A 26,010-nucleotide genomic window follows, 5' to 3' on the forward strand; every position below is an offset into this window, starting at 1 on the left:
GCCGTGTCGGATCTAGGACCGGTCCCTGCCCCGGCGCCCGATCTTCGAGCCCAGCCACACCAGCGGGTCGTACTTGCGGTCCACGGCCCGTTCCTTCAGGGGGATCAGCGCGTTGTCCGTGATCCTGATGCCCTCGGGGCACACCTCCGTGCAGCACTTGGTGATGTTGCAGTAGCCCAGGCCGTGTTCGTCCTGGGCGGTGCGCGACCGGTCCAGACCGGTGTCACCGGCGGCGTCCAGCGGGTGCATGTCCAGTTCGGCGACGCGCATGAGGAAGCGGGGGCCCGCGAAGGCGGGCTTGTTCTCCTCGTGGTCCCGCACGACATGGCAGGTGTCCTGGCACAGGAAGCACTCGATGCACTTGCGGAACTCCTGCGAGCGGTCCACGTCCTCCTGCATCATCCGGTACTCGCCCGGCCCGAGGTCGGCGGGCGGGACGAAGGCCGGGACCTCGCGGGCCTTGGTGTAGTTGAAGCCGACGTCCGTCACCAGGTCCCGGATCACCGGGAAGGCGCGCAGCGGCGTGACGGTGACCGTCTCCTCACGGGTGAACACGGACATGCGGGTCATGCACAGCAGCCGGGGCCGCCCGTTGATCTCCGCCGAGCACGAACCGCACTTGCCCGCCTTGCAGTTCCAGCGCACCGCGAGGTCGGGGGCCTGGGTGGCCTGGAGGCGGTGGATGATGTCGAGCACCACCTCGCCCTCGTTCACCTCGACCGTGAAGTCCGCCAGGCCGCCGCCCTCCGCGTCACCGCGCCACACCTTGAAGCGGGCCTCGTAGCCGCTCATTCGGACAGGCCCTCCAGTTCGTCGTCGGCGAGGTACTTCACCAGCTCCTCCTTGTCGAAGAGGGCGAGCAGATCGGGCCGGATCGGCTCGGTGGTCTGCCGCTCCAGGGCGATCCGGCCGCGCTCCGGGTCCGTCGCCGCGAGGTCGCCGGCCGGGTCGGCCAGCGAGCAGAGCAGGTTGGCCGGGCGCCAGCGCCGGTCCATCGACGGATGGTCCTCCCGGGTGTGCCCGCCGCGCGACTCGGTGCGCTCCAGCGCGGCCCGCGCCACGCACTCGCTGACCAGCAGCATGTTGCGCAGGTCCAGGGCGAGGTGCCAGCCCGGGTTGAACTGCCGGTGCCCCTCCACCCCGGCCCGGCGGGCGCGCACCCGCAGCTCGGCCAGCTTCTCCAGGGCCTGCTTCATCTCCGCCTCCCGACGGATGATCCCCACCAGGTCGTTCATGGTCTGCTGGAGTTCCTGGTGGAGGGTGTACGGGTTCTCCGGCGGCCCGGCACCGGGCTCCTGCGTCTCGGCGGAGAACGGCCGCAGCGCCTCCGCGGCGGCGGCGTCGACCTGCGCGTCGTCGACCCGGGCGGGCGCGCCCCCGTCCGCCCGCCCCGCCGCGTACTCGGCCGCGTACCGTCCCGCCCGGCGCCCGAACACCAGCAGGTCGGACAGCGAGTTGCCGCCCAGCCGGTTGGAGCCGTGCATACCGCCGGCCACCTCACCGGCGGCGAACAGCCCCGGCACCCCGCGGGCGGCGGCGGTGTCGGAGTCGACGGCGATGCCGCCCATCACGTAGTGGCAGGTGGGCCCGACCTCCATCGCCTCCGCCGTGATGTCCACGTCCGCCAGCTCCTTGAACTGGTGGTACATGGACGGCAGCCGGCGCCGGATCACCTCGGCGGACATCCGGGTGGACACGTCGAGGAAGACCCCGCCGTGCGGTGAGCCCCGGCCCTCCTTCACCTCGGCGTTGATCGCGCGGGCGACCTCGTCGCGGGGGAGCAGCTCGGGCGGGCGGCGGTTGTGGTCCGGGTCGTCGTACCAGCGGTCGCCCTCCGCCTCCGACTCGGCGTACTTCTCCTTGAAGACGTCCGGGATGTAGTCGAACATGAACCGCTTGCCCTCGGAGTTGCGCAGCACCCCGCCGTCGCCGCGCACCGACTCGGTGACCAGGATGCCCTTGACCGAGGGCGGCCAGACCATGCCCGTCGGGTGGAACTGCACGAACTCCATGTTCAGCAGAGGCGCCCCGGCCAGCAGCGCCAGGGCGTGGCCGTCGCCCGTGTACTCCCACGAGTTCGACGTCACCTTGAACGACTTGCCGATGCCGCCGGTGGCGATCACCACCGAGGGCGCCTGAAGGACGAAGAAGCGGCCGCTCTCGCGCTCGTAGCCGAAGACGCCCGAGACCTCGCGGCCCTCCTTGAGCACGCGGGTGACCGTGCACTCCTGGAAGACCTTCAGCCGGGACTCGTGGTCCCCGGTCTCGCGGAAGTCCTCCTGCTGGAGCGAGACGATCTTCTGCTGGAGGGTGCGGATCAGCTCCAGGCCCGTACGGTCGCCGACGTGGGCGAGGCGCGGGTACTCGTGGCCGCCGAAGTTGCGCTGCGAGATCCGGCCGTCCTTCGTACGGTCGAACAGCGCGCCCCAGGTCTCCAGTTCCCACACCCGCTGCGGCGCCTCCTGGGCGTGCAGCTCGGCCATCCGCCACTGGTTGAGGAACTTGCCGCCGCGCATGGTGTCGCGGAAGTGGACCTGCCAGTTGTCGCCGGAGTTGACGTTGCCCATGGAGGCGGCGATGCCGCCCTCGGCCATCACGGTGTGCGCCTTGCCGAACAGCGACTTGCAGATCACGGCCGTACGGGCGCCCCGTTCGCGGGCCTCGATCGCGGCACGCAGCCCGGCGCCGCCCGCGCCCACCACGACGACGTCCCATTCCTGCCGGTCGACCACGGACATCAAAAGGCCTCACTCATCGGAAGTCGTCAGAAGAAGCGCGGATCGTCGAAGACCCCGGACGCGACCAGGTAGACGTAGAAGTCGGCGAGCGCCACGCTCACCAGCGACGCCCAGGCGAGCTGCATGTGCCGGGCGTTGAGCCTGCCCACCAGCTGCCACATCCGGTAGCGCACCGGATGCCGCGAGAAGTGCCTGAGCTTGCCGCCGACGATGTGCCGGCAGGAATGGCAGGAGAGGGTGTACGCCCAGATCAGCGCGATGTTGGCGAGGAACACCAGGGTGCCGAGCCCCATGTGGCCCCACGCGTAGTGCTCGTCGCGGAAGGCGAGCACGGTGTCGTAGGTGAGGATGCCCGCGACCAGCAGCGCCGCGTAGAAGAAGTACCGGTGGACGTTCTGGAGGATCAGCGGGAAGCGGGTCTCGCCGGTGTACTTCTTGTGCGGCTCGGCCACCGCGCAGGCCGGCGGGGACGCCCAGAAGCCCCGGTAGTAGGCCTTGCGGTAGTAGTAGCAGGTCAGGCGGAAGCCGAGCGGGAAGATCAGGATGATGATCGCGGGGGAGACGCCCCACCAGGTGCCGAGGAGTTCCCAGTTGGGCCCCGAGCGCATCGGCTCGCAGTTCTCCGCCAGACAGGGGGAGTAGAAGGGCGAGACGTACGGGGCCGCGTAGTAGTCGGCGTTCGCGAAGGCCCGCCAGGTCGAGTAGGCGATGAAGGCCAGCAGGCCCGCCGCGGTGGCGGCGGGTGCCAGCCACCAGCGGTCGGTGCGCAGGTGCGGGGCGCGGATGGCGGCGCGCGTCGGGGTGTGGACGCCACCGCCCGGGGGGCGGTCTTCGGTGGCTGGAGGTTCGGTACCAGTTGCCACTGGGCGACTCCGGTCGGTCGGGTCGGGTTCAGGGAGCGCGGCGGTCGCGGGCGCCGAGGCCCTCGTCGTCCGAGTCCGTCCACAGCGAGCCGTCGTACGGCGTGTCGGGGATCGGGACGAGGTCCGGGCGCCTGGGGGCGTCCGGCGCGGCAGCCGCCGCCCGCAGCAGCGCGAGGCTCTCGCGCAGGTGGTCGGCGTCGGTGCGGACCCGGCGGACGTCCAGGCCACCGCTGCCCAGCTGCTGTTCCAGCCGGGTCACCGTCCGGGACAGCTCGTCGAGGCTGCGCTGCACCGATGACAGATCGTCGTGCACGGACAAGACGTGACCTCACTTCCGTCGGACACGGCAAGGGGCGGCCGGGCTTGGGAGCGACGCTGGTGCGCCTGAGAGTGTCGCGCGTCACACCAGTCGCTGGGAAGGGATGTGCAGCGATTGGCCGGGGCGTGTGGGTGCACCGCGGGTGGCATTGAGCCGCACGGGTGAGCTTACGCACCGTCGTCGCCGTGTCTCCCAGCGTCGCCGAACCGTTTCCCCTTCAGTTGCCGCATCCCCGTCCGGATACAAATGATCAACCTGAATACCGCAAATCTCGCAAGCGCGGCCTTCCGGAGGTAGCAGAGATGTCCCACGTCGGCGTCGGACCCCGCGCGGTCACGCGTTCGGTCGCTTTCCTCACCGCGGGTGTCCTCGCGGTCCCCGCGCTGGCCGGCTGCACCTCCGAGGACCCGTCGGGCAAGCCGCTCGCCGGGCAGGACGTCGCCGCCGCAGCCCGCGCCCGGATCTCCGACGGCGGCACCCTGCGCTGGGCCGTGGACTCCGTGCCGGACACGCTGAACGCCTTCCAGTCGGACGCCGACGCCACCACGACCCGCGTCGCGCAGGCCGTGCTGCCCTCGATGTACCGCATGGACGAGACCGGCAGCCCGGTGCGCGACCCCGACTACCTGGAGTCGGCCGAGGTCGTCGACACCGAGCCCAAGCAGGTCGTCGTCTACAAGCTGAACCAGCAGGCCGTCTGGAGCGACGGCCGGGAGATCGGTGCCGCCGACTTCGCCGCCCAGTGGCGCGCCCTGGCCGGGAAGGACAGCGCCTACTGGACCGCCCGCAACGCCGGCTACGACCGCATCGAGAGGATCGAGCGCGGCGCGAACGACCTGGAGGTCAAGGTCACCTTCAGCCGGCCCTACGCCGACTGGAAGGCCCTGTTCACGCCCCTGTACCCGAAGGACGTCACGGGCACCCCCGACGCCTTCAACGACGGCGCGCGGCGGACGCTCAAGGTCAGTGCCGGCCCCTTCGCGGTCAAGAAGGTCGACACCAAGGGCGACCGGGTCGTCCTCACCGGCAACCCGCGCTGGTGGGGCGAGCCGGCGAAGCTGGACCAGATCGTGCTGCGCGCCGTCCCCCGCGACGAGCGGGTCGCCGCACTGGTCGCCGGCAAGCTCGACCTCGCCGAGATCGACCCGGAGACCGCCGACGAGGTCAGCCTGGCCGCCGGTCCCCGGGACCCCGCCACCGGCACCCCGCTCATGGGCCCCGGGGGCACCCCGGCCCTCGGCCCGCAGGGCAGGTCCGCCGCCGAGGCGCTGCGCTCCTGGGCCATCGCCAACGGCTCCGACGAGGAGGCCGCCGAGGAGGAGGTCCTCGCCCGCGAGGAGCGGCAGGAGGCGGAGGCGAAGGCCCGGCGCCGTCAGCAGGCCCTGAGCGGCTTCGAGGTCCGCAAGTCGCTGGAGCCCGCCTACACCCAGCTCGCCCTCAACGGGTCCGACGGCCCCCTCGCCGACGAGCGCGTCCGCAGGGCCGTGGCCCGCGCCCTGGACCGCGGGAAGCTGGCCAAGGCGGTGCTGAAGCCGCTCGGCCTGCCCGCCGAGCCCGTGGGCAGCCACCTCGCCCTGTCCGGCCAGCCCGCCTACGCCGACGGCAGCGGCGCGCTCGGCGAGCAGAACGCCAAGGAGGCCCGGGCCCTGCTCGCGGACGCCGGATGGGTCCCCGGCGGCCCCGTGAAGAAGAAGGACGGCGAGGAGGCGGCCGGCGCCGAGAAGGACAAGAAGGACAAGGGCGACAAGGACGAGCAGCAGTCCGAGGGCGACGACGAGGGCACCTACATCGTCGGCGAGGACGACAAGAACGACGACGGCGGCGACGACGCCAAGGACGGCGCCGACCAGGCGAGCGGCGAGAAGCACAGCAGCGGCAAGAACACCGCGCAGGGCGGCGCGCCCGGCGCCTACGCCCCCAAGGGCACCGCGGCCCCGGCCGGCTCGGCGGCGGCCCCGCTCGCCAAGGACGGCAAGGCGCTCACCCTCCGCTTCGTGCTCCCCTCCGGCCCCGGCTCCGAGACTCTGCGCACCGTGGCCGACCGCGTCACGGACATGCTGAAGGAGATCGGCATCGGCACCGAGGTCACCAAGGTGCCGGACGAGAGCTACTTCAAGGACCACATCGCCGCCGGCGAGTACGACCTGGCGCTCTACTCCTGGCCCGCCTCCGCCTTCCCGGCCACCGACGCCCGCCCCATCTACGCCAAGCCCGTCCCGGCCGCCGACGGTTCCCTGAACGTCGCGCAGAACTACACCCGGGTCGGCACCGACCAGGTCGACCAGCTCTTCGACCGGGCCATGGGCACCCTGGACCAGAAGGAGGCCCGGGACCTGCTGCGCAAGGCCGACTCGCGGATCTGGGCGGCGGCCGGCTCCGTCCCCCTCTACCAGCGCCCCCAGCTGGTGGCGGCCCGCGAGAACCTCGCCAACGCGGGAGCCTTCGGCTTCGAGACGCCGGTCTACGAGGACATGGGCTTCCTCAAGAAGGGCGCCCAGGGCTCCCGGCCCACCGCCCCGTCCTCGGCCTCGCCCTCGTCCTGAACCCTCCTGGCAAGCCGCAGTCCCCGGGGCCCCGTACCATTGGGTGAGGCCGTGGCATGTACCGCCCGGCAGGCCCGCGTGACACGGACGTCCGCGACGGCCGTCCTCACACCCTCCGGGAGTAAGCCACTTATGGCCGCGTCTACAACGCGTCACGACATTCGCAACGTCGCCATCGTCGCCCATGTCGACCACGGCAAGACCACCATCGTCGACGGAATGCTCAAGCAGGCCGGCGCCTTCGCCGCGCACCAGCTCGAAGGCGTCGACGACCGCATGATGGACTCGAACGACCTGGAGCGTGAGAAGGGCATCACGATCCTGGCGAAGAACACGGCGGTGAAGTACCACCCGAAGGATGGCGGGGACGTCATCACCATCAACATCATCGACACCCCCGGCCACGCCGACTTCGGCGGCGAGGTCGAGCGCGGTCTGTCGATGGTCGACGGTGTCGTGCTGCTCGTGGACGCCTCCGAGGGCCCGCTGCCGCAGACCCGCTTCGTGCTGCGCAAGGCGCTCAGCCAGCGGCTGCCGATCATCCTGTGCATCAACAAGACGGACCGCCCGGACGCCCGGATCGACGAGGTCGTCAACGAGACCTACGACCTCTTCCTCGACCTGGACGCCGACGAGGAGCAGATCGAGTTCCCGATCGTCTACGCCTGCGGCCGGGACGGCGTCGCCTCCCTCACCAAGCCCGAGGACGGCACGGTCCCCTCCGACTCCACCAGCCTGGAGCCGTTCTTCTCGACGATCCTGGACTACATCCCGGCGCCGACCTACGACGAGGACGCCCCGCTCCAGGCGCACGTGACCAACCTGGACGCCGACAACTTCCTCGGCCGTATCGCGCTGCTCCGCGTGCACCAGGGCGAGCTGAAGAAGGGCCAGACCGTCGCCTGGATGAAGCGCGACGGGTCCGTGCAGAGCGTGCGGATCTCCGAGCTGATGATGACCGAGGCGCTCACCCGCAAGCCCGCCGAGAAGGCCGGCCCCGGTGACATCTGCGCCGTCGCCGGCATCCCGGACATCATGATCGGCGAGACCCTGGCCGATGTGGAGAACCCGGTCCCGCTGCCGCTGATCACGGTGGACGAGCCCGCGATCTCCATGACCATCGGCACCAACACCTCCCCGCTGGTCGGCCGCGGCGCCACCGGCAAGGGCGCGGACAACAAGGCGGTCGTCAAGGACCGCAAGGTCACCGCCCGCCAGGTCAAGGACCGCCTGGACCGCGAGCTGATCGGCAACGTCTCGCTGCGCGTCCTGGACACCGAGCGCCCGGACGCCTGGGAGGTGCAGGGCCGCGGTGAGCTGGCGCTGGCCATCCTGGTCGAGCAGATGCGCCGCGAGGGCTTCGAGCTGACCATCGGCAAGCCGCAGGTCGTCACCAAGGAGGTCGACGGCAAGACGTACGAGCCCGTCGAGCGCATGACGATCGACGTGCCCGAGGAGCACATGGGCGCCGTCACGCAGCTCATGGGCGTGCGCAAGGGCCGGATGGACAACATGTCCAACCACGGCTCGGGCTGGGTCCGCATGGAGTTCGTGGTCCCCTCGCGCGGCCTGATCGGATTCCGGACGGAGTTCCTCACCCAGACCCGCGGCACCGGCATCGCCCACTCCATCCACGAGGGCCACGAGCCCTGGTTCGGCACCCTGACGACCCGCAACAACGGCTCGCTGGTCGCCGACCGCTCCGGTGCCGTCACCGCGTTCGCGATGACCAACCTCCAGGAGCGCGGCGTGCTCTTCACGGACCCCGGCACCGAGGTGTACGAGGGCATGATCGTCGGCGAGAACTCCCGCGCCGACGACATGGACGTGAACATCACCAAGGAGAAGAAGCTCACCAACATGCGCTCCTCCTCGGCCGACTCCTTCGAGGCGATCGTCCCGCCGCGCAAGCTGTCGCTGGAGCAGTCCCTGGAGTTCTGCCGCGACGACGAGTGCGTCGAGGTGACCCCGGAGGCCGTCCGGATCCGCAAGGTGAACCTGGACGCCCGCGAGCGCGCCCGTGCCGCCAGCCGCGCCAAGCACGGCTGACCCACCGCACGACGGACGGCACCGGACACCACGGCTCACGTGGGGTCCGGTGCCGTTTGGCGTGATGCCGACGCGGGTGGGGCGCGGGGGTAGGGAAAACCCTCGATTTCCCGGCGGGGCAGGGCAGCGTGGGCAGGCCCGCACTAACCTGCGCGGAAGCACTCCGCCCGGAGTGCCGGCGGGCGGTCCCGTCCGGGGGTCCGGCGGCCGGCGCCGACGGACGTGCCGGGCGCGGGACATACCTGCGGGTCAGCTTGCACCCACCGCACGTTACGCGCAATCAATTTCTGCCGCGCGGACGTCCGTTATACGGACGGTCACCACCGTTAGATGTGTAACAAGTCCGTTTCGCAGCGATCTCGCACCAAACCCTTTGTCCGGATTTTGAAAGATCTGGCCCCTATCTGTGATCGAACCGAGACCTCGAACCTGTGGTTCGTTCCCCGGAGGATGGCAGATAGTTAGGCGCGTAGAGCTCGGATAAACGGGTCACGCGCTGACGGGGCGCAGGCTCGCGAGCGTGAGGGTGCCAGGCGATCTCATCACCGGCCGATGGCCGGAATGTGTCGTGTGCTCCTCTTTGCGGTGAACCAGCGGATTCATGAGGAGGAACCCATGCGAGGTGCCACAAGCGCCATATGGGTCGCGTCGTCCCCGATGGCAGGTGTAGGCCCCGCGGGTGCGTTCAGTGCCGTCACGGTTGATGCGGCAGCGGCCCGGCGTCGCGAACTTCCTTGACGTCGTGTGCCGTCGGTCGGCAGCCGCCGACCGCGAGCCAGGGTTCTCCCGGGGCGGTGTCGCCCCTCCGTCGTTGTTCCCCTCGCGCGCTGCGGAAGACGTACGCCGTGCGAAGGCCGTCGGCCGCGTGCACTCCCGACGACCTCCTACCTGTGAAATGGACGAATCATGACGAGTCCAATCGAGATTGAGGGTGCTGAAGCCTCTTCCGTCTTGGACAAAGAGAGCGCGCCGCAGGGCGACGCCCCGAAGCCCAAGGAGCCGGAAGGGCGCAAGCCCGGCCAGTTGATGTGGGCGCGCTTCAAGCGCGACCGGGCCGGTGTGATCTCTGCCTGCATCGTCCTGTTCTTCTTCGTGGTCGCCGCGGCGGCGCCACTGATCTCGAAGGTCTACGGCAAGGACCCGTATACCCTGTACGGGCAGGAGAACCCCGACCTCCTGGACATGTTCACCATGCCCGCCGCGCCCTTCGGCGGCATCGACGGCGACTTCTGGTTCGGCATCGAACCGGGCCTGGGCCGCGACGTGTTCACCCAGCTGCTGTACGGCATGCGCAACTCGATGGCCACCGCGCTGGCGGCGACCCTCATCATGACGGTGCTGGGCGTCCTGATCGGCCTGGCCGGCGGCTACTTCGGCGGGAAGATCGACTACTGGCTCGGCCGGGTCACCGACTTCTTCATGGCGCTGCCCAGCCAGCTCTTCTTCGTCGCCGCGATGCCCGTCATCACCACGGTGTTCGTCGCCCCGGACAAGGAGACGCCCACCTATGTGCGCGCCTCCGCGATCATCATCGTGCTGTCCTTCCTGGGCTGGATGAGCATGGCCCGGATCGTCCGGGGCGCCACGATGTCCCTGCGCGACCGGGAGTTCATCGAGGCGGCCCGCATCTCCGGGGCCTCGCCCTGGCGCATCCTCCGCAAGGAACTGCTGCCCAACATCGTCACTCCGACGCTGGTACAGGCGACGCTCACGCTGCCGAGCACCATCCTCAGCATCGCGTTCCTGTCCTTCGTGGGCGTGGGGTACGTCGAGCCCACGCCGGACTGGGGGCGGATGTTCGCCATCGGCGCGGACATCGTCGAGCAGGACCCCTACTACATGCTCTTCCCCGGCGTCGCCATGGTGGTCTTCATGGTGGCCTTCAACCTCCTCGGTGACTCGATCCGGGACGCCTTCGACCCCAAGGGAAACCGCTGAGGCCAGGGGAACCCCCCACATCCTCGCCCGGCCGGTTCGGTGCCGCTCAGCCCGGCCCCGGCCACGTACCAGCAGTGCTCACTACTCACAGGCAGGTGGATTCGTCCCTATGAGCATTCTCCGCAACCGCACCGCCACGGCCGCCATAGTCGCGGTCGCAGCCGGCGCCCTCACCCTCACCGCCTGCGGCGGCGGCGACGGCGGCAGCTCCGCCAAGGACAACAGCAAGAAGAAGGAAGACGCCAAGTCGCAGTCGAAGCCGGTGCAGATCGGTGACGCGCAGGCGTCCACCGGCCCGGCCCCCGAGGTCCCCGGCGCCAAGCCGGGCGGCGTCGCGACCGTGTACCAGGAGGCGGACTTCTCCCACCTGGACCCGGGGCAGATCTACGTCTCGGACGGCAAGCTGCTCAGCCGCCTCATCTTCCGCGGTCTGACCCAGTACGACGAGGACGAGAACGGCAACCTGACCGTCGTGGGCGACCTCGCCACCGACGCGGGCAAGGCGTCCGACGGCGGCAAGACCTGGACGTACACCCTCAAGGACAACCTGAAGGACGCGAACGGCAACCCGATCAACTCGGCGGACATCCGCCACACGATCGAGCGCCTGTACGCCAACTACATCACCGACGGCCCGACCTACCTGCAGCAGTGGCTGTCCGGTGACGGCACCACCTACCGCGACGCCTACGCGGGCCCGGACAAGGGCAAGCACCTGCCCGACTCCGTCCTGGAGACGCCGGACGACAAGACGATCGTCATGCACTTCAAGAAGGCGCGTCCCGACGTCCCGCAGATGCTGACCATGCCCGGTTACAGCGTCGTGCCCGAGGAGACGGACACCAAGGAGAAGTACGACAACGCCCCCGTCGCCGTCGGCCCGTACAAGATCGCCGACTTCAAGCCGGGCAAGTCCATGAAGCTGGTCAAGAACACCCAGTGGGACCCGAAGTCCGACTCGGTGCGCCACCAGTACGTCGACGGGTTCAACATCTCGATGAACCACGACGACGAGGACCAGACCAAGACCCTCCTCGCCGACCAGGGCGAGGCCAAGAACGCCATGATGTTCACGGGTCAGGTCGCCACCACGCAGCTGCAGAAGGTGGTGGGCGACAAGGACGCGATGAAGAACCGCACGATCCAGGGCTACGCCCCGTACGTGTGGCAGCTGAACTTCAACATGGACCGCATCAAGGACAAGAAGCTCCGTGACGCGATCACCCTGGCGCTGCCCTCCGACTCGGTCTTCAAGGCCGACGGTGGTGCCTACGGCGGTGAGGTCGCCAACTCGCTGATGTCGCCCACGACCCCGGGCTACAACGACAAGTTCGACCCGTTCAACCGGCTCAAGAAGCCGAACGGTGACATCGCGGCCGCCAAGAAGCTGATCAAGGAGGGTGGCTTCGAGGGCAAGAGCCTCGTCTACGCCTACGGCAACACGCCGACCCGCCAGAAGCAGGCCGTCCTGATCGCCGACGCCCTGGAGAAGATCGGTCTGGACGTCCAGAAGAAGGAGATCGACTCCGCCACCTGGTACGAGCAGGTCGGCAAGGTCAAGAACGGCTACGACCTGTACATGACCGGCTGGGGCCAGGACTGGCCGTCCGCCTCCACGGTCATCCCGCCGTCGTACGACGGCACGCAGATCCAGGACGGCGCGTCGAACTACTCGCACATCAACGACGAGCACGTGAACTCCGAGATCAAGCGCATCGAGACGATCACGGACACGGCGGAGGCCACCAAGGCCTGGGCCGAGCTGAGCGAGTACATCTCCAAGGAAGTCAACCCGGCCGCCCCGATCTACTACACCAAGGTCTTCCAGATCTTCGGTTCGAACATCGGCGGCATCCGCTACAGCTCGGACTCGAGCTACGTGGACGTGACCCGGATCTTCCTCAAGAAGTAGTCCGCTCGGTCGGGAAACCGGTGGGGGCGCGCGGCGGAGCGCCCCCACCGGGCCCTGATCCCCTCCAGACCTCCCCATCCGACTGCCGCAGTCCTGAGAGCAGCTGTCTGCCATGCTTCAATTCCTGATTCGCCGGACCTTCGGCGCAGCGCTGATCCTGGTGTTGATCAGTGCCTTCACCTTCTTCATGTTCTTCGCGATCCCGCAGGACCCGGCCATGCTGGCCTGTGGCAAGAACTGCACTCCGGACGCGCTGGCGATCATTCACCAGAACCTGGGCCTCGACAAGCCGGTCCCGGTGCAGTACTGGAACTTCCTGATCGGCATCTTCGCCGGCCGTGACTTCGCCGTCGGCCACTGCAGCGCTCCCTGCTTCGGCGTCTCCTTCGCCAACAACCAGAACGTCTGGGACACGATCCTCGACCGCTTCCCGGTGACCATCTCGCTGACCCTCGGCAGCCTGCTGGTCTTCCTCACCCTCGGCCTCGGCGCCGGTCTCCTGGCCGCCAAGTTCCGCGGCACCTGGATCGACAAGACGTTCAGCTCCGGTTCGCTGGTCATCAGCTCGCTGCAGATCTACTTCCTCGGCCCGCTGGTGATGATCCCGCTGGTGTACTCGACGGGCTGGCTGGACAAGCCGAAGTACGTGCCCTTCTCCGAGGACCTCGGCGGCTGGTTCATGGGCCTGCTGATCCCCTGGGTCGTGATGGCGACCATCTTCACCGCCAACTACACCCGGATGAGCCGCTCCTCGATGATCGAGCAGCTCCAGGAAGAACATGTGAGGGCGGCCCGCGCCAAGGGCATGTCGGGCAACTACACGTTCTTCCGCTACGCCTGGCGCGGCTCCCTCGTGCCCATCGTGACCATCCTCGGCATCGACCTGTCCGCCCTCATGGGCGGCGGCATGGTGACCGAGATGACGTTCGGCCTGGCCGGGATCGGCCGGCTCGCACTGAAGTCCGTCACTGACAAGGACCTGCCGATGCTGATGGGCGTCATGCTGGTCAGTGCCGCACTCATCATCGTCTTCAACCTGATCGTGGACGCCCTGTACGCCGTCATCGACCCGCGCGTGCGCCTGTCCTAGGAGAACCACCGTGACCACTCAGACCAAGCCCGAAGAGGCCCCGGCCGCCGCCGCGGGAGACTCGTTCCTCTCGGTGCGCGACCTCAAGGTCCACTTCTCCACCGAGGGCGGCGTCGTCAAGGCGGTGGACGGGCTCTCCTTCGACCTGGAGCGGGGCAAGACCCTCGGCATCGTGGGCGAGTCCGGCTCCGGCAAGTCGGTGACCAACCTGGCCGTCCTCGGCCTGCACGACCGCCGCAAGACCGCGATCGACGGATCGATCACGCTGGACGGCCAGGAGCTGACCGACGCCAGTGAGAAGCAGCTGGAGAGGCTGCGCGGCAAGAAGATGGCGATGATCTTCCAGGACGCGCTGACCGCGCTGTCGCCGTACTACACGGTCGGCCGCCAGATCGCGGAGCCGTTCATGAAGCACAACGGCGCGTCCAAGAAGGACGCCCGGGTGCGCGCCATCGACCTGCTGCAGAAGGTCGGCATCCCGCACCCGCAGCAGCGGGTCGACGACTACCCGCACCAGTTCTCCGGCGGTATGCGTCAGCGCGCCATGATCGCGATGGCCCTCTCGTGCAACCCCGACCTGCTCATCGCGGACGAGCCCACCACGGCGCTCGACGTGACCGTCCAGGCGCAGATCCTCGACCTGCTCAAGGACCTCCAGCAGGAGTTCGGCTCCGCGATCATCATGATCACCCACGACCTGGGCGTGGTCGGCAACATGGCCGACGACATCCTGGTCATGTACGCGGGCCGGGCCGTCGAGCGCGGCACGGTGCGCGAGGTGCTCAAGACGCCGCAGCACCCGTACACCTGGGGCCTGCTGAGCTCGATGCCGAACCTCACCTCGGACGTCGACGAGCCGCTGGTGCCGATCCCGGGGTCGCCGCCCTCGCTGATGAACCCGCCCTCGGGATGCGCCTTCCACCCGCGGTGCGGCTTCACCGACCTGGTCTCCGGCAGCCGTTGCTCGGGCGAGCGCCCGATGCTCGGCCAGGGACGCTCGGCCGCCTGTCACCTGACGGGGGACCAGCGGCAACAGGTGTTCATCGACAAGATTCAGCCCCGGCTGGGCTGAGCGGAAACCGGCGACTGGGGCATCACCATGAGCGACAACAGCAAGACGAAGACAGCGGTGGCCGACACCTTCCCGCAGCAGCGGGACGGTGACACCGGGCCGCTCCTCAAGGTCCGCGGTCTGGCGAAGCACTTCCCGATCAAGGGCGGCTTCCCGATCAAGCGCACCGTCGGCCATGTCAAGGCCGTCGACGGCGTCGACCTGGAGGTCTACCCGGGCGAGAGCCTCGGCCTCGTCGGCGAGTCCGGCTGCGGCAAGTCGACCACCGGCCGGCTGCTGACCCGCCTGTACGAACCCACCCACGGGACCATCGAGTACAAGGGTCAGGACATCAGCCGCGCCAACCGGCGACAGCTGGCGCCGATCAGGTCCGAGATCCAGATGATCTTCCAGGACCCGTACGCGTCGCTGAACCCGCGGCAGACCGTCGGCACGATCATCTCGGGCCCGATGGAGATCAACGGGATCAACCCGCCCGGCGGCCGCGAGAGGCGCGTCCGGGAACTCCTGGAGATCGTCGGTCTCAACCCGGAGCACTACAACCGCTTCCCGCACGAGTTCTCCGGCGGCCAGCGCCAGCGCATCGGTGTCGCGCGCGCCGTCGCCCTGGAGCCGAAGCTGATCGTCGCCGACGAGCCCGTCTCGGCCCTCGACGTGTCGATCCAGGCCCAGGTGGTGAACCTGCTGCAGGAGGTGCAGCGGGAGATGGGGATCGCGTTCGTCTTCATCGCCCACGACCTGGCGATCGTGCGGCACTTCTCGCAGCGCATCGCGGTGATGTACCTGGGCAAGGTCGTGGAGATCGCGGACCGCGACTCGCTCTACAACCGCCCCCGCCACCCGTACACGCACGCCCTGCTGTCCGCGGTGCCGGAGGTCGACCTCGACGCCGAGAAGAAGGAGCGCATCCGGCTCGAAGGCGACGTTCCCTCGCCGATCTCGCCGCCCTCCGGCTGCCGGTTCCGCACCCGGTGCTGGAAGGCGCAGGACAAGTGCGCCACCGAGGAGCCGCCGCTCGTGCAGCTCTCCGGCAGCCGTGAGGGCCACCTGACGGCCTGCCACTTCCCGGAGGAGGGCTCGACGGAGGCCAGGGCCGAGGACATCGTCCTGGACCCGGGCCTGAAGGCGTTGGAGGACGACGCCGACGGCGGCGCGGCGGTCTCCAAGGGCTGACCGGCACCCAGAGGCGGTCGGGGAAGGGCGGCGGCGGGAGGAGGACTCCCGCCGCCGCCCTTCCGCATGCCGCCGGACCTCCCGCACCCGTCCGGAGGACACCGGCAACCCGTATGGACCGGACGGGTGTGCGCCCCCGAGTACGCCCCCTGAGGCTGGACCGGAACGGACCAGCGGACGAGTCAGGGCACGAGGAGGCACTCCATGCGCGGAGCCAGGCACGCCAAATGGGCCGCTTGCGCGGCGGCGGCAGCCCTCGCGGCGACGGCCTGCGGCGGCGGAGGCGGGGACGGGGGCGGCGGCGGGAACGGCGGCGGCGTGCTCAGCTCCTCCTGGGGCGACCCCCAGAACCCGCTGGAGCCGGCCAACACCAACGAGGTGCAGGGCGGCAAGGTGCTCGACATGATCTTCCGGGGGCTGAAGAAGTACGACCCGAAGACCGGCGAGGCGAAGGACATGCTCGCCGAGAAGATCGACACCTCCGACTCGCAGAACTACACGGTCACCGTCAAGGACGGCTGGACCTTCAGCAACGGCGAGAAGGTCACCGCCCAGTCCTTCGTGGACGCCTGGAACTACGGCGCGAGCCTGAAGAACAACCAGCGCAACGCGTACTTCTTCGCGTACATCGACGGCTACGACAAGGTGCACCCCGAGAGCGGCTCACAGAGCGCCGACACGCTCTCCGGGCTGAAGGTGACAGGACCGCGCACCTTCACCGTCAAGCTCGGCCAGAAGTTCTCCAGCTTCCCCGACACCCTCGGCTACAACGCCTTCGCGCCGCTGCCCAAGGCATTCTTCGACGACCACGACGCCTGGCTGAAGAAGCCGGTCGGCAACGGCCCCTACCAGGTCGACAACTACACCCGCGGCTCCCAGATGTCCCTGCGCAAGTGGGACGACTACCCCGGGCCCGACAAGGCGCAGAACGGCGGCGTGGACCTCAAGGTCTACACCGACAACAACACCGCCTACACCGACCTGATCGCGGGCAACCTCGACCTCGTCGACGACGTCCCGGCCTCCCAGCTCAAGAACGTCAAGAACGACCTCGGCGACCGGTACATCAACACCCCGGCCGGCATCATCCAGACCCTCGCCTTCCCGTTCTACGACGACGACTGGAACAAGTCCGGCTCCGACAAGGTCCGCACCGGCCTGTCCATGGCGATCGACCGCAAGCAGATCACCGACACGATCTTCCAGAAGACCCGCACCCCGGCCACCGACTGGACCTCACCGGTCCTCGGCGAGGACGGCGGCTACAAGCCGGGCCTGTGCGGGGACGCCTGCGAGTACAACGCCGACCAGGCCAAGAAGCTGATCAAGGAGGGCGGCGGACTCCCCGGCGGCCAGGTCAAGATCACGTACAACGCCGACACCGGCTCCCACAAGCAGTGGGTCGACGCGGTCTGCAACTCCATCAACAACGCCCTGGACAACGACCGCGCCTGCGCCGGCAACCCGGTCGGCACCTTCGCCGACTTCCGCAACCAGATCACCGGCAAGAAGATGAGCGGTCCCTTCCGCGCCGGCTGGCAGATGGACTACCCGCTCATCCAGAACTTCCTCCAGCCGCTCTACTACACCAACGCCTCCTCCAACGACGGCAAGTGGTCCAACAAGGAGTTCGACGGGCTCGTCGACAAGGCCAACGGCCAGACCGACACCGCCGCGGCCGTCAAGACCTTCCAGCAGGCCGAGGGGGTCGTCCGGGACAACATGGCGGCCATCCCGCTCTGGTACCAGAACGGCAGCGCGGGCTACTCGGACCGGCTCTCCGACGTGGCGCTCAACCCGTTCAGCGTCCCGGTCTACAACGAGATCAAGGTCGGCTGAGGGGGCGCCATGGGACGCTATGTCGTCCGGCGGCTGCTCCAGATGATCCCGGTCTTCATCGGGGCCACGCTGCTGATCTTCCTGATGGTCAACGTGATGGGCGACCCCATCGCGGGCCTGTGCGGCGACCGGGAGTGCGACCCGGCGACGGCCGCGCAGCTGCGGCACGAGTTCGGCCTCGACCAGCCCGTGTGGCGGCAGTACGTCACCTACATGGGCAACGTCTTCACCGGCGACTTCGGCACCGCCTTCAACGGCCAGCCGGTCACCGAGCTGATGGGCACGGCGTTCCCGGTCACCATCCGGCTCACCATCGTCGCGATCCTCTTCGAGATCATCGTGGGGATCATCCTCGGCGTCGTCACCGGCCTGCGCCGCGGCCGCCCCGTCGACACCGGGGTGCTGCTCCTGACCCTCGTCGTCATCTCCGTCCCCACCTTCGTCACCGGCCTGCTGCTCCAGCTGCTGCTCGGCGTCAAGTGGGGCTGGATCGACCCGGCCGTCTCCTCCGACGCGCTCTTCGGCGAGCTGATCGTCCCCGGCCTGGTCCTCGCCTCGGTCTCGCTGGCCTACGTCACCCGGCTGACCCGCACCTCCATCGCCGAGAACCGGCGTTCCGACTACGTCCGCACCGCCATCGCCAAGGGCCTGCCCCGCCACCGGGTCATCACCCGGCACCTGCTGCGCAACTCCCTGATCCCCGTCGTCACCTTCATCGGCACCGACATCGGCGCCCTGATGGGCGGCGCCATCGTCACCGAGCGGATCTTCAACATCCACGGCGTCGGCTACCAGCTCTACCAGGGCATCCTGCGCCAGAACACCCAGACCGTCGTCGGCTTCGTCACCGTCCTGGTCCTCGTCTTCCTCGTCGCCAACCTCGTCGTCGACCTCCTGTACGCCGTACTCGACCCGAGGATCCGCTATGCCTGATCAGGAGCCCTACGAGCCCGAGCGCGCCGTCGCCGGCACCGGCATGGGCGGCACGATGGACCTCGGCACCAGCGAGGCGGTCACGCTGGAGCAGCCGCCGGGACCGGACGGGGCGGACCCGCGGGACAAGCCCCGCAGCCTGTGGTCCGACGCCTGGCACGACCTGCGCCGCAACCCCGTCTTCATCATCTCGGCCCTGGTCATCCTCTTCCTGGTCGTCATCTCCATCTGGCCCTCGCTGATCGCCTCCGGCAACCCCCTCAAGTGCGACCTGGCCAAGGCCCAGGAAGGCTCCCAGCCCGGCCACCCCTTCGGCTTCAACGGCCAGGGCTGCGACGTCTACACCCGCACCGTGTACGGGGCCCGCACCTCGGTGGCGGTCGGCATCCTCGCCACGCTCGGCGTCGCCGTCCTCGGCAGCGTCCTCGGCGGCCTCGCCGGGTTCTTCGGCGGCGGCGGGGACGCGGTGCTGTCCCGGATCACCGACATCTTCTTCGCGATCCCGGTGGTCCTCGGCGGTCTCGTCCTGCTCTCCGTCATCACCAGCAACACCATCTGGCCGGTGATCGGCTTCATCGTGCTGCTCGGCTGGCCGCAGATCTCCCGCATCGCCCGCGGCTCCGTCATCACCGCCAAGCAGAACGACTACGTGCAGGCGGCGCGGGCGCTGGGCGCCTCCCACTCACGGCTCCTGCTGCGGCACATCGCACCCAACGCCGTCGCCCCGGTGATCGTCGTGGCGACCATCGCGCTCGGCACCTACATCTCGCTGGAGGCGACCCTGTCCTTCCTCGGCGTCGGCCTGAAGCCGCCCAGCGTCTCCTGGGGCATCGACATCTCCTCCGCCGCCCCCTACGTACGCAACGCCCCGCACGCGCTGCTGTGGCCGTCCGGAGCCCTCGCCATCACCGTCCTCGCGTTCATCATGCTCGGCGACGCGGTGCGCGACGCCCTCGACCCGAAGCTGAGGTGAGCCGTCGCATGCTGCTCGAAGTGCGCGACCTGCACGTGGAGTTCCACACCCGGGACGGTGTCGCCAAGGCCGTCAACGGCGTCAGCTACGGCGTGGACGCGGGCGAGACCCTCGCGGTGCTCGGCGAGTCCGGCTCCGGCAAGTCCGTCACCGCGCAGACCGTCATGGGCATCCTCGACGTCCCGCCGGGCCGGATCACCGCGGGGGAGGTCCTCTTCGAGGGCCGGGACCTGCTGAAACTGAAGGAGCAGGAACGCCGGAAGGTCCGCGGCGCCGAGATGGCGATGATCTTCCAGGACGCGCTGTCCTCGCTGAACCCGGTGCTGACCGTCGGTGCCCAGCTCGCCGAGATGTTCACCGTGCACCGCGGCATGTCCCGCAAGGACGCCCACGCCAAGGCGATCGAGCTGATGGACCGGGTCCGCATCCCGGCCGCCAGGGAACGGGTGCGGCAGTACCCGCACCAGTTCTCCGGCGGCATGCGCCAGCGCATCATGATCGCGATGGCGATGGCTCTGGAGCCCAAGCTGATCATCGCCGACGAACCCACCACCGCCCTCGACGTCACCGTCCAGGCCCAGGTCATGGACCTGCTCGCGGAACTCCAGCGCGAGCTGCACATGGGCCTGATCCTCATCACCCACGACCTCGGCGTGGTCGCCGACGTGGCCGACAAGATCGCCGTCATGTACGCGGGCCGGATCGTCGAGACGGCACCCGTCCACGACATCTACAAGGCCCCGGCCCACCCCTACACCCGCGGCCTGCTGGAGTCGATCCCGCGCCTGGACCAGAAGGGCCAGGAGCTCTACGCCATCAAGGGCCTGCCGCCCAACCTCACCCGCATCCCGCCCGGCTGCGCCTTCCACCCCCGCTGCCCGATGGCCCAGGACGTCTGTCGCACCGACGTCCCTCCCCTCTACGACGTCACGGAGTCCGACGCCGAGCGGGGCAGCGCCTGCCACTTCTGGAGGGAGTGCCTCCATGACTGAGACCACGGAGCCGATCCTCGAAGTCCGCGGCCTGGTCAAGCACTACCCGCTGACCTCCGGCATCCTCTTCAAGAAGCAGGTCGGCGCGGTCAAGGCCGTCGACGGCGTGGACTTCGAACTGGCCCGCGGCGAGACCCTCGGCATCGTCGGCGAGTCCGGCTGCGGCAAGTCCACGGTCGCCAAGATGCTGGTCAACCTGGAGAAGCCGACGGCGGGGGAGATCCGCTACAAGGGCGAGGACATCACCCGCCTGACCGGGAAGGCGCTGAAGTCCGTACGCCGCAACATCCAGATGGTCTTCCAGGACCCTTACACCTCCCTCAACCCCCGTATGACGGTGGGCGACATCATCGGCGAGGCGTACGACATCCACCCGGAAGTGGCCCCGAAGGGCGACCGCCGGAAGCGGGTCCAGGACCTGCTGGACGTGGTCGGCCTGAACCCGGAGTACATCAACCGCTACCCCCACCAGTTCTCCGGCGGCCAGCGCCAGCGCATCGGCATCGCGCGGGGCCTGGCGCTGCGCCCGGAGATCATCGTCGCCGACGAGCCGGTCTCGGCCCTCGACGTGTCCGTGCAGGCCCAGGTGATCAACCTGATGGGCCGCCTCCAGGACGAGTTCGACCTCTCCTACATCTTCATCGCCCACGACCTGTCGATCGTCCGGCACATCTCCGACCGGGTCGGCGTGATGTACCTGGGCCGCATCGTGGAGACGGGCCGGGACGCGGAGATCTACGACCACCCCACGCACCCCTACACCCAGGCGCTGCTGTCCGCGGTACCGGTGCCCGACCCGGAGGCCCGGGAGCACCGCGAGCGGATCATCCTGGCCGGCGACGTTCCGTCCCCGACCGACATCCCCTCCGGCTGCCGCTTCCGCACCCGCTGCTGGAAGGCACGGGAGCGCTGCGCGCTGGAGGTGCCGGCCCTCGCCGTGCCCGCCGAGTTCCGCTCGGTCTCCGGGCCCGCGGCGCACGACTCCGCCTGCCACTTCGCGGAGGAGAAGCAGGTGGTTCCGCCCGAGGGAGAGGGCGAGGGCAGCGGGCCGGGGTGACATGGTCCCCGGCCCGCTCACGGCACCCGCACGGCCGTACGCCGATCAGCGTGGCGCGGCCGTGTGTCGAGGCCGCTTCGGTGAAGTTACCCGCGTGTCAAAGGCGTCGGCGTACGGGTGACGCGGCCGGCGTCACGCCGGGGCGGGCAGCGACCGCTTGAGGAAGTCCACCTGGAGCCGCAGCAGGTTCTCGGCGACCGACTCCTGCGGGGTCATGTGCGTGACGCCGGACAGCGGCAGCACCTCGTGCGGCCGGCCGGCCGCCAGCAGGGCCGAGGACAGCCGCAGCGAGTGGGCGACCACCACGTTGTCGTCCGCGAGGCCGTGGATGACCATCATGGGCCGGTGCGGCTCGGCGGCGTCGACCAGTCCGGCGTCGTCGATCAGCGAGTTGCGGCGGTAGACGTCCGGCCGCTCACCGGGGTCGCCGAGGTAGCGCTCCTGGTAGTGGGTGTCGTAGAGCCGCAGGTCGGTGACCGGGGCGCCCACCACGGCGGCGTGGAAGACGTCCGGCCGGCGCAGCGCCGCGAGGGCGGCCAGATAGCCGCCGAAGGACCACCCCCGGATGGCGACGCGGCCCAGGTCCAGCGGGAAGTCGGCGGCGAGGGCGTGCAGCGTGTCCACCTGGTCCTGGAGCACGACGGCGGCCAGGTCGTCCTTGACGGCCTTCTCCCAGGCGGGGGAGCGCCCCGGGGTGCCCCGTCCGTCGGCGACCACCACCGCGAAGCCCTGGTCGGCGAACCACTGCGAGGTGAGGTGGGCGTTGTGCGCGGCCACGACGCGCTGGCCGTGCGGGCCGCCGTAGGGGTCCAGGAGGACGGGGAGGGGGGTGTCACCGTGGTAGTCCGTTGGCATAAGCACGGCGCACGGGACACGCCGTGCGCCCCCTTGGGTGAGGGTCACGCGCGGGGACAAACCGGGGTCTTCCGCATAGGACGCGATGGTCGCCGTCGGCTTCGCGTCCCGCAGCACCCGCACCAGGGCGCCCGGCCGGTCCAGGGTGGCGGAGACGAGCACGGTCACGTCCCCCGCGCGCACCGCCGAGTGCACGCCGGGCTCCTGCGAGAGGCGTTCCACACCGAGTTCGTTCACCCGGTACACGTGCACCTCGCCGGTCTCCGCCTCGGCCGCCTCCTCGCCCGCCGAGGCGGAGACCAGCACGTCGTCGGCCCCGACGTCCAGCACCGCCCGCAGGTGCAACTGGGCGCCGGTGAGCGGCCGTTCACCCACCGCGAGCACCCGCGCGCCGCCCTCGTCGGCGATCCGCACGAGTCGGCCCGAGGGACTCCAGCAGGGCACCCCGGGGAAGAGTTCCAGCCAAATTGGATCTTCGTCGGCGTGCACCATCCGGGTCGCCCCCGACGCGGTGTCCACCGCCAGGTACAGCTGGCTGCGCTGGTCGCGCGCCTGTACGAGAAGCAGCGGCACACCCGCCGCTGACCAGTGCACTCGCGCCAGATACGGATACCGCGCCCGGTCCCAGAGGACCTCCGTGCGCCCCCCGTCGAGACCGACGAGGAACAGCCGTACGTCCGCGTTGGCGGTGCCCGCCGCCGGGTACGGCACGTGTTGTGGATCACGTCCGGGGTGGGCGGGGTCGGAGATCCACCAGCGCTGGACCGGCGTGTCGTCCACGCGCGCCACCAGCAGCCGGTCCGACTCCGGGCTCCACCAGAAGCCCCGGCCGCGCGCCATCTCCTCGGCCGCCACGAACTCGGCGAGCCCGTACGTGACGCCCTCGCCGTCCGCCTCGGCCAGCGCCCGGTCCCCGTCACCCTCGGCGCCCACCACCCGCAGGGCGCCCCGGGCGACGTACGCGACGTGCCGGCCGTCGGGGGAGGGGCGCGGGTCGATCACCGGCCCGGGGGTGCGCAGCTCGCGCGCGGTGCCGACCCGCAGCTCGGCCGTGAAGAGCCGCCCCGACAGCGCGAAGGAGGCCAGCTCGACCGCCGAGTCGGTGGCGTAGCCGACGATCCCGGCGCCGCCCTCGCGGCTGCGCTCACGCCGGGCCCGTTCCTCGGGCGACAGGCGTTCCTCGGTGCCGCCCAGCAGGGCGCGCGGGTCGGCGGCGACGCGCTCCCCGCCCTCCTCGACGTCCAGCACCCACAGGGAGTTCGCCCGGTCGGTACCGGTACCGGAGCGCAGGAAGGCGACCCGTGAACCATCGGGTGCCACGGTGAACGAACGCGGCGCGCCGAGCGTGAACCGCTGGGTGCGGGCGTGCCGTTTGGGGAAGGAGTCGGACTCGGTCGTCATGCCTTGACCATATTGGCCATGCGCCCCCTTGTGCGGCCGTGCGCCGAGAGATGCGCGCGCACGGATAGTTATGATCACTAGCGCATAGTGGGTATCAACCAGGTGCCCCGTTGCGTGGATTTATCTGCCCCGAGCTCCGACTGCGACCGACCCCCCCCGTGTCCCTGGGCCCATTGGAGGTGAGCCGCCGTGGCACTCTCGATTTCGGCGGTTGTGCTGCTGGCGATCATCGTCTTCCTGCTGGTCAAGAAGTCAGGATTGAAGGCGGGCCATGCGATCGTGTGCATGCTCCTCGGCTTCTACCTGGCCTCCTCGACGATCGCTCCCACGATCAGCGATCTGACGACCAACATCGCCGGGATGATCGGGAGCATCAACTTCTGACGTCCGTGCCGACGCCGGCGCGGGCCTCATAAGGTGGGGGCATGACGGAACCACCCGCCCGGCGTCTGCTGCTGGTGCACGCGCACCCGGACGACGAGTCGATCAACAACGGCGTCACCATGGCCCGGTACGCGGCCGAGGGCGCGCACGTGACGCTGGTGACCTGCACCCTCGGCGAGCGGGGCGAGGTCATTCCGCCCGCGCTCGCCCACCTGTCCGGAGCCGCCCTCGGCGGGCACCGCAGGGGTGAGCTGGCGGACGCGATGCGCGCGCTCGGCGTCGAGGACTTCCGGCTGCTCGGCGGGCCGGGGCGGTTCGCCGACTCCGGGATGATGGGACTGCCCGACAACGACGACCCCGGCTGCCTGTGGCAGGCGGACGTCGACGCGGCCGCGGCCCTGCTCGTCGACGTGATCCGCGAGGTGCGCCCCCAGGTGCTCGTCACCTACGACCCGAACGGCGGCTACGGCCACCCCGACCACATCCAGGCCCACCGCATCGCCATGCGCGCGGTGGAGCTGGCGGACGAGGCCGGGTGCCCCGTCGCCAAGGTCTACTGGAACCGCGTGCCGCGCTCCTCCGTGGAGGACGCCTTCGCCCGGCTCCGGGACGACCTGCCCGGCCTGCCGTTCGACAGGGCGGCCGCTGTCGAGGACGTACCGGGCGTCGTCGACGACGAGCGGATCACCACCGAGATCCGCGGCGAGGGCACCGCGTACGCCGCCGCCAAGGCCGCCGCGATGCGCGCGCACGCCACCCAGATCACGGTCGCCGGACCGTACTTCGTCCTCTCCAACGACCTGGCCCAGCCGCTCCTCGCCACCGAGCACTACGAACTGGTGCGCGGCGAGCGGGGCGGCGGCGACGGGCGCGAGAGCGACCTGTTCGCCGGGACCACCGGGAGCGCGGGGCCCTCCGCCGTCTCCGCGACCGGAGCGGCCTCGTGAGCGGCCGCAACGAGCCGGCGAGCTCCGCGCTCGCCCAGCCGCTGCGCCCGCCCTCGCCCGGACGGGCCGCCCTGTACGCGGGGCTCTTCGTGCTCGGCGCCGTCCTCGGCGTGGCGGGCGCGCTGGTGCAGCCGGCCTGGTTCCCGGGCGGACTGCTGCTCGCGCTGGCCGCCGAGGCGGGGCTGTGTGTCGGGGCGGGCCGTGCCGTGGGGCGCCGGGGCGGGGCCGTCGCGCCCGCCCTCGGCTGGGCGCTCGCCGTGGTGCTGCTCACCACCAGCCGACCGGAGGGCGACTTCCTCTTCGCCGCCGGCGCCGGCTCCTATCTCTTCCTGCTCGGCGGCATCGCCGTTGCTGTGATCTGCGCCACCCTCGCGCCGGTGCGGCAACCGGACGGCGGCTCCGCCCGACTTCGCAAGTGACGTACCGCTTCGCCGTGCCGCGGAGTGCGAGTCCCGTGTGGGTTTCCCCGGCGGTCACGGGATACGTGTGAGAAGTGGCCAGTATGGTGGTGCGCGCCGCCGAGCCGCCCGCTGAAGGCGTGACGGGCGGCGGAGCCAACCGGGAGAACCTGCCTTGAGTCGTGAAACTGACAGTTCGTCCTCCGGGCCCCACGGGCGCGGCGGAGCCGCATACCCGTCGGGCACCCCGCCCTACGGGACACCCACGGCTTCCGACGCCGGTGCGGACGCGGGCCGTTCGGCCGCGCGACCGGAGGAGCGCAAGACCGAGACGACGCTGACGACCCGGATCCGGATCAACATCCCCGGGTCGCGGCCCATTCCGCCGGTCGTCGTGCGCAAGCCCGTCGCGGACACCGCGGACGCCGCCGCCGAGGCCGTCGCCGCCGCCGACGACATGGAGACGACGGGTGAGCGGCCCGCGCCGGCGCCGAGTGCCCCGGCGCCCACGGCCGCCGCTCCCGAGGCTCCCGC

20 protein-coding genes and 1 pseudogene are annotated in these 26,010 nt (G+C 69.9%); 16 read left to right on the plus strand and 5 right to left on the minus strand.

Features of this window, described 5'->3' with window-relative positions:
• Positions 1 to 12 precede the first annotated feature (12 nt).
• The 4 genes from BZZ08_RS23530 to BZZ08_RS23545 are packed head-to-tail and all read right to left on the minus strand — an operon-like array spanning position 13 to position 3,920.
• Positions 13 to 792 (minus strand): succinate dehydrogenase/fumarate reductase iron-sulfur subunit, encoded by a 780-nt coding sequence (locus tag BZZ08_RS23530; protein ID WP_104634241.1) that lies wholly within the window; start codon positions 790 to 792, stop codon positions 13 to 15.
• The gene (locus BZZ08_RS23535) at positions 789 to 2,738 is read right to left on the minus strand and encodes a fumarate reductase/succinate dehydrogenase flavoprotein subunit (RefSeq protein ID WP_104634242.1); all 1,950 of its coding nucleotides are present in this window, start codon (positions 2,736 to 2,738) and stop codon (positions 789 to 791) included. Before BZZ08_RS23535 ends, BZZ08_RS23530 begins: the two co-directional genes overlap by 4 nt.
• Before the next feature lie 26 nt (positions 2,739 to 2,764).
• Positions 2,765 to 3,601, minus strand: a complete 837-nt coding sequence (locus BZZ08_RS23540) for a hypothetical protein (RefSeq protein WP_104634243.1) — start codon at positions 3,599 to 3,601, stop codon at positions 2,765 to 2,767.
• Positions 3,602 to 3,629: 28 nt separating this feature from the next.
• Positions 3,630 to 3,920: a hypothetical protein gene (locus BZZ08_RS23545; RefSeq protein WP_104634244.1), complete on the minus strand. Its 291-nt coding sequence runs from the start codon at positions 3,918 to 3,920 to the stop codon at positions 3,630 to 3,632.
• A 302-nt stretch (positions 3,921 to 4,222) separates the two neighbouring features.
• Between BZZ08_RS23545 and BZZ08_RS23555 the strand changes: the two genes are divergently transcribed.
• From BZZ08_RS23555 to BZZ08_RS23610, 12 genes are all read left to right on the plus strand, one after another.
• Positions 4,223 to 6,463, plus strand: a complete 2,241-nt coding sequence (locus tag BZZ08_RS23555; protein WP_104634245.1) for an ABC transporter family substrate-binding protein — start codon at positions 4,223 to 4,225, stop codon at positions 6,461 to 6,463.
• Between the two features lie 132 nt (positions 6,464 to 6,595).
• Positions 6,596 to 8,512 (plus strand): translational GTPase TypA, encoded by a 1,917-nt coding sequence (gene typA / locus BZZ08_RS23560; protein WP_104634246.1) that lies wholly within the window; start codon positions 6,596 to 6,598, stop codon positions 8,510 to 8,512.
• Between the two features lie 906 nt (positions 8,513 to 9,418).
• The gene (locus BZZ08_RS23565) at positions 9,419 to 10,450 is read left to right on the plus strand and encodes an ABC transporter permease (protein ID WP_104634247.1); all 1,032 of its coding nucleotides are present in this window, start codon (positions 9,419 to 9,421) and stop codon (positions 10,448 to 10,450) included.
• A 109-nt stretch (positions 10,451 to 10,559) separates the two neighbouring features.
• Positions 10,560 to 12,362 carry an ABC transporter substrate-binding protein gene (locus BZZ08_RS23570; protein WP_104634248.1) on the plus strand — a complete coding sequence of 601 codons (1,803 nt, stop codon included), beginning with the start codon at positions 10,560 to 10,562 and terminating at the stop codon, positions 12,360 to 12,362.
• A 112-nt stretch (positions 12,363 to 12,474) separates the two neighbouring features.
• Complete coding sequence (locus BZZ08_RS23575) at positions 12,475 to 13,452, plus strand: ABC transporter permease (protein WP_052840862.1); 978 nt, start codon at positions 12,475 to 12,477, stop codon at positions 13,450 to 13,452.
• 10 nt (positions 13,453 to 13,462) lie between these two features.
• Positions 13,463 to 14,524: an ABC transporter ATP-binding protein gene (locus BZZ08_RS23580; protein WP_104634249.1), complete on the plus strand. Its 1,062-nt coding sequence runs from the start codon at positions 13,463 to 13,465 to the stop codon at positions 14,522 to 14,524.
• Positions 14,525 to 14,551: 27 nt separating this feature from the next.
• Positions 14,552 to 15,697, plus strand: coding sequence for an ABC transporter ATP-binding protein (locus BZZ08_RS23585; protein WP_104634250.1), 1,146 nt, complete (start codon positions 14,552 to 14,554; stop codon positions 15,695 to 15,697).
• A 204-nt stretch (positions 15,698 to 15,901) separates the two neighbouring features.
• Complete coding sequence (locus tag BZZ08_RS23590; RefSeq protein ID WP_104634251.1) at positions 15,902 to 17,536, plus strand: peptide ABC transporter substrate-binding protein; 1,635 nt, start codon at positions 15,902 to 15,904, stop codon at positions 17,534 to 17,536.
• Positions 17,537 to 17,545: 9 nt separating this feature from the next.
• Entirely contained in the window at positions 17,546 to 18,469 is a 924-nt protein-coding gene (locus BZZ08_RS23595) for an ABC transporter permease (protein ID WP_104634252.1), read from the plus strand.
• The gene (locus BZZ08_RS23600; RefSeq protein ID WP_198601652.1) at positions 18,462 to 19,442 is read left to right on the plus strand and encodes an ABC transporter permease; all 981 of its coding nucleotides are present in this window, start codon (positions 18,462 to 18,464) and stop codon (positions 19,440 to 19,442) included. The genes BZZ08_RS23595 and BZZ08_RS23600 overlap by 8 nt, the downstream gene beginning before the upstream one ends.
• 8 nt (positions 19,443 to 19,450) lie before the next feature.
• On the plus strand, positions 19,451 to 20,434 hold the full coding sequence (locus BZZ08_RS23605) for an ABC transporter ATP-binding protein (protein WP_104634253.1): 984 nt from the start codon (positions 19,451 to 19,453) through the stop codon (positions 20,432 to 20,434).
• Positions 20,427 to 21,491, plus strand: coding sequence for an ABC transporter ATP-binding protein (locus BZZ08_RS23610; protein ID WP_104634254.1), 1,065 nt, complete (start codon positions 20,427 to 20,429; stop codon positions 21,489 to 21,491). The genes BZZ08_RS23605 and BZZ08_RS23610 overlap by 8 nt, the downstream gene beginning before the upstream one ends.
• A 132-nt stretch (positions 21,492 to 21,623) precedes the next feature.
• Here BZZ08_RS23610 and BZZ08_RS23615 read toward each other — a convergent pair whose 3' ends face one another.
• A complete protein-coding gene (locus BZZ08_RS23615) occupies positions 21,624 to 23,747 on the minus strand; it encodes a S9 family peptidase (protein WP_104634255.1) in 2,124 nt (707 codons plus the stop codon).
• A 189-nt stretch (positions 23,748 to 23,936) separates the two neighbouring features.
• On the opposite strand from BZZ08_RS23615, the gene BZZ08_RS23620 reads away from it, so the two are divergent.
• From BZZ08_RS23620 to BZZ08_RS23635, 4 genes and pseudogenes are all read left to right on the plus strand, one after another.
• Positions 23,937 to 24,131, plus strand: coding sequence for a hypothetical protein (locus BZZ08_RS23620; RefSeq protein WP_104634256.1), 195 nt, complete (start codon positions 23,937 to 23,939; stop codon positions 24,129 to 24,131).
• A 41-nt stretch (positions 24,132 to 24,172) separates the two neighbouring features.
• Entirely contained in the window at positions 24,173 to 25,078 is a 906-nt protein-coding gene (gene mshB / locus BZZ08_RS23625; RefSeq protein WP_104634257.1) for an N-acetyl-1-D-myo-inositol-2-amino-2-deoxy-alpha-D-glucopyranoside deacetylase, read from the plus strand.
• Positions 25,075 to 25,497 carry a DUF6113 family protein gene (locus BZZ08_RS23630; RefSeq protein WP_104634258.1) on the plus strand — a complete coding sequence of 141 codons (423 nt, stop codon included), beginning with the start codon at positions 25,075 to 25,077 and terminating at the stop codon, positions 25,495 to 25,497. The genes mshB and BZZ08_RS23630 overlap by 4 nt, the downstream gene beginning before the upstream one ends.
• A 154-nt stretch (positions 25,498 to 25,651) precedes the next feature.
• A pseudogene (locus tag BZZ08_RS23635) lies at positions 25,652 to 26,010 on the plus strand (hypothetical protein); the annotation flags it as partial.

It is taken from the genome of Streptomyces sp. MH60 (genome assembly GCF_002939385.1).
Taxonomy (GTDB): domain Bacteria; phylum Actinomycetota; class Actinomycetes; order Streptomycetales; family Streptomycetaceae; genus Streptomyces.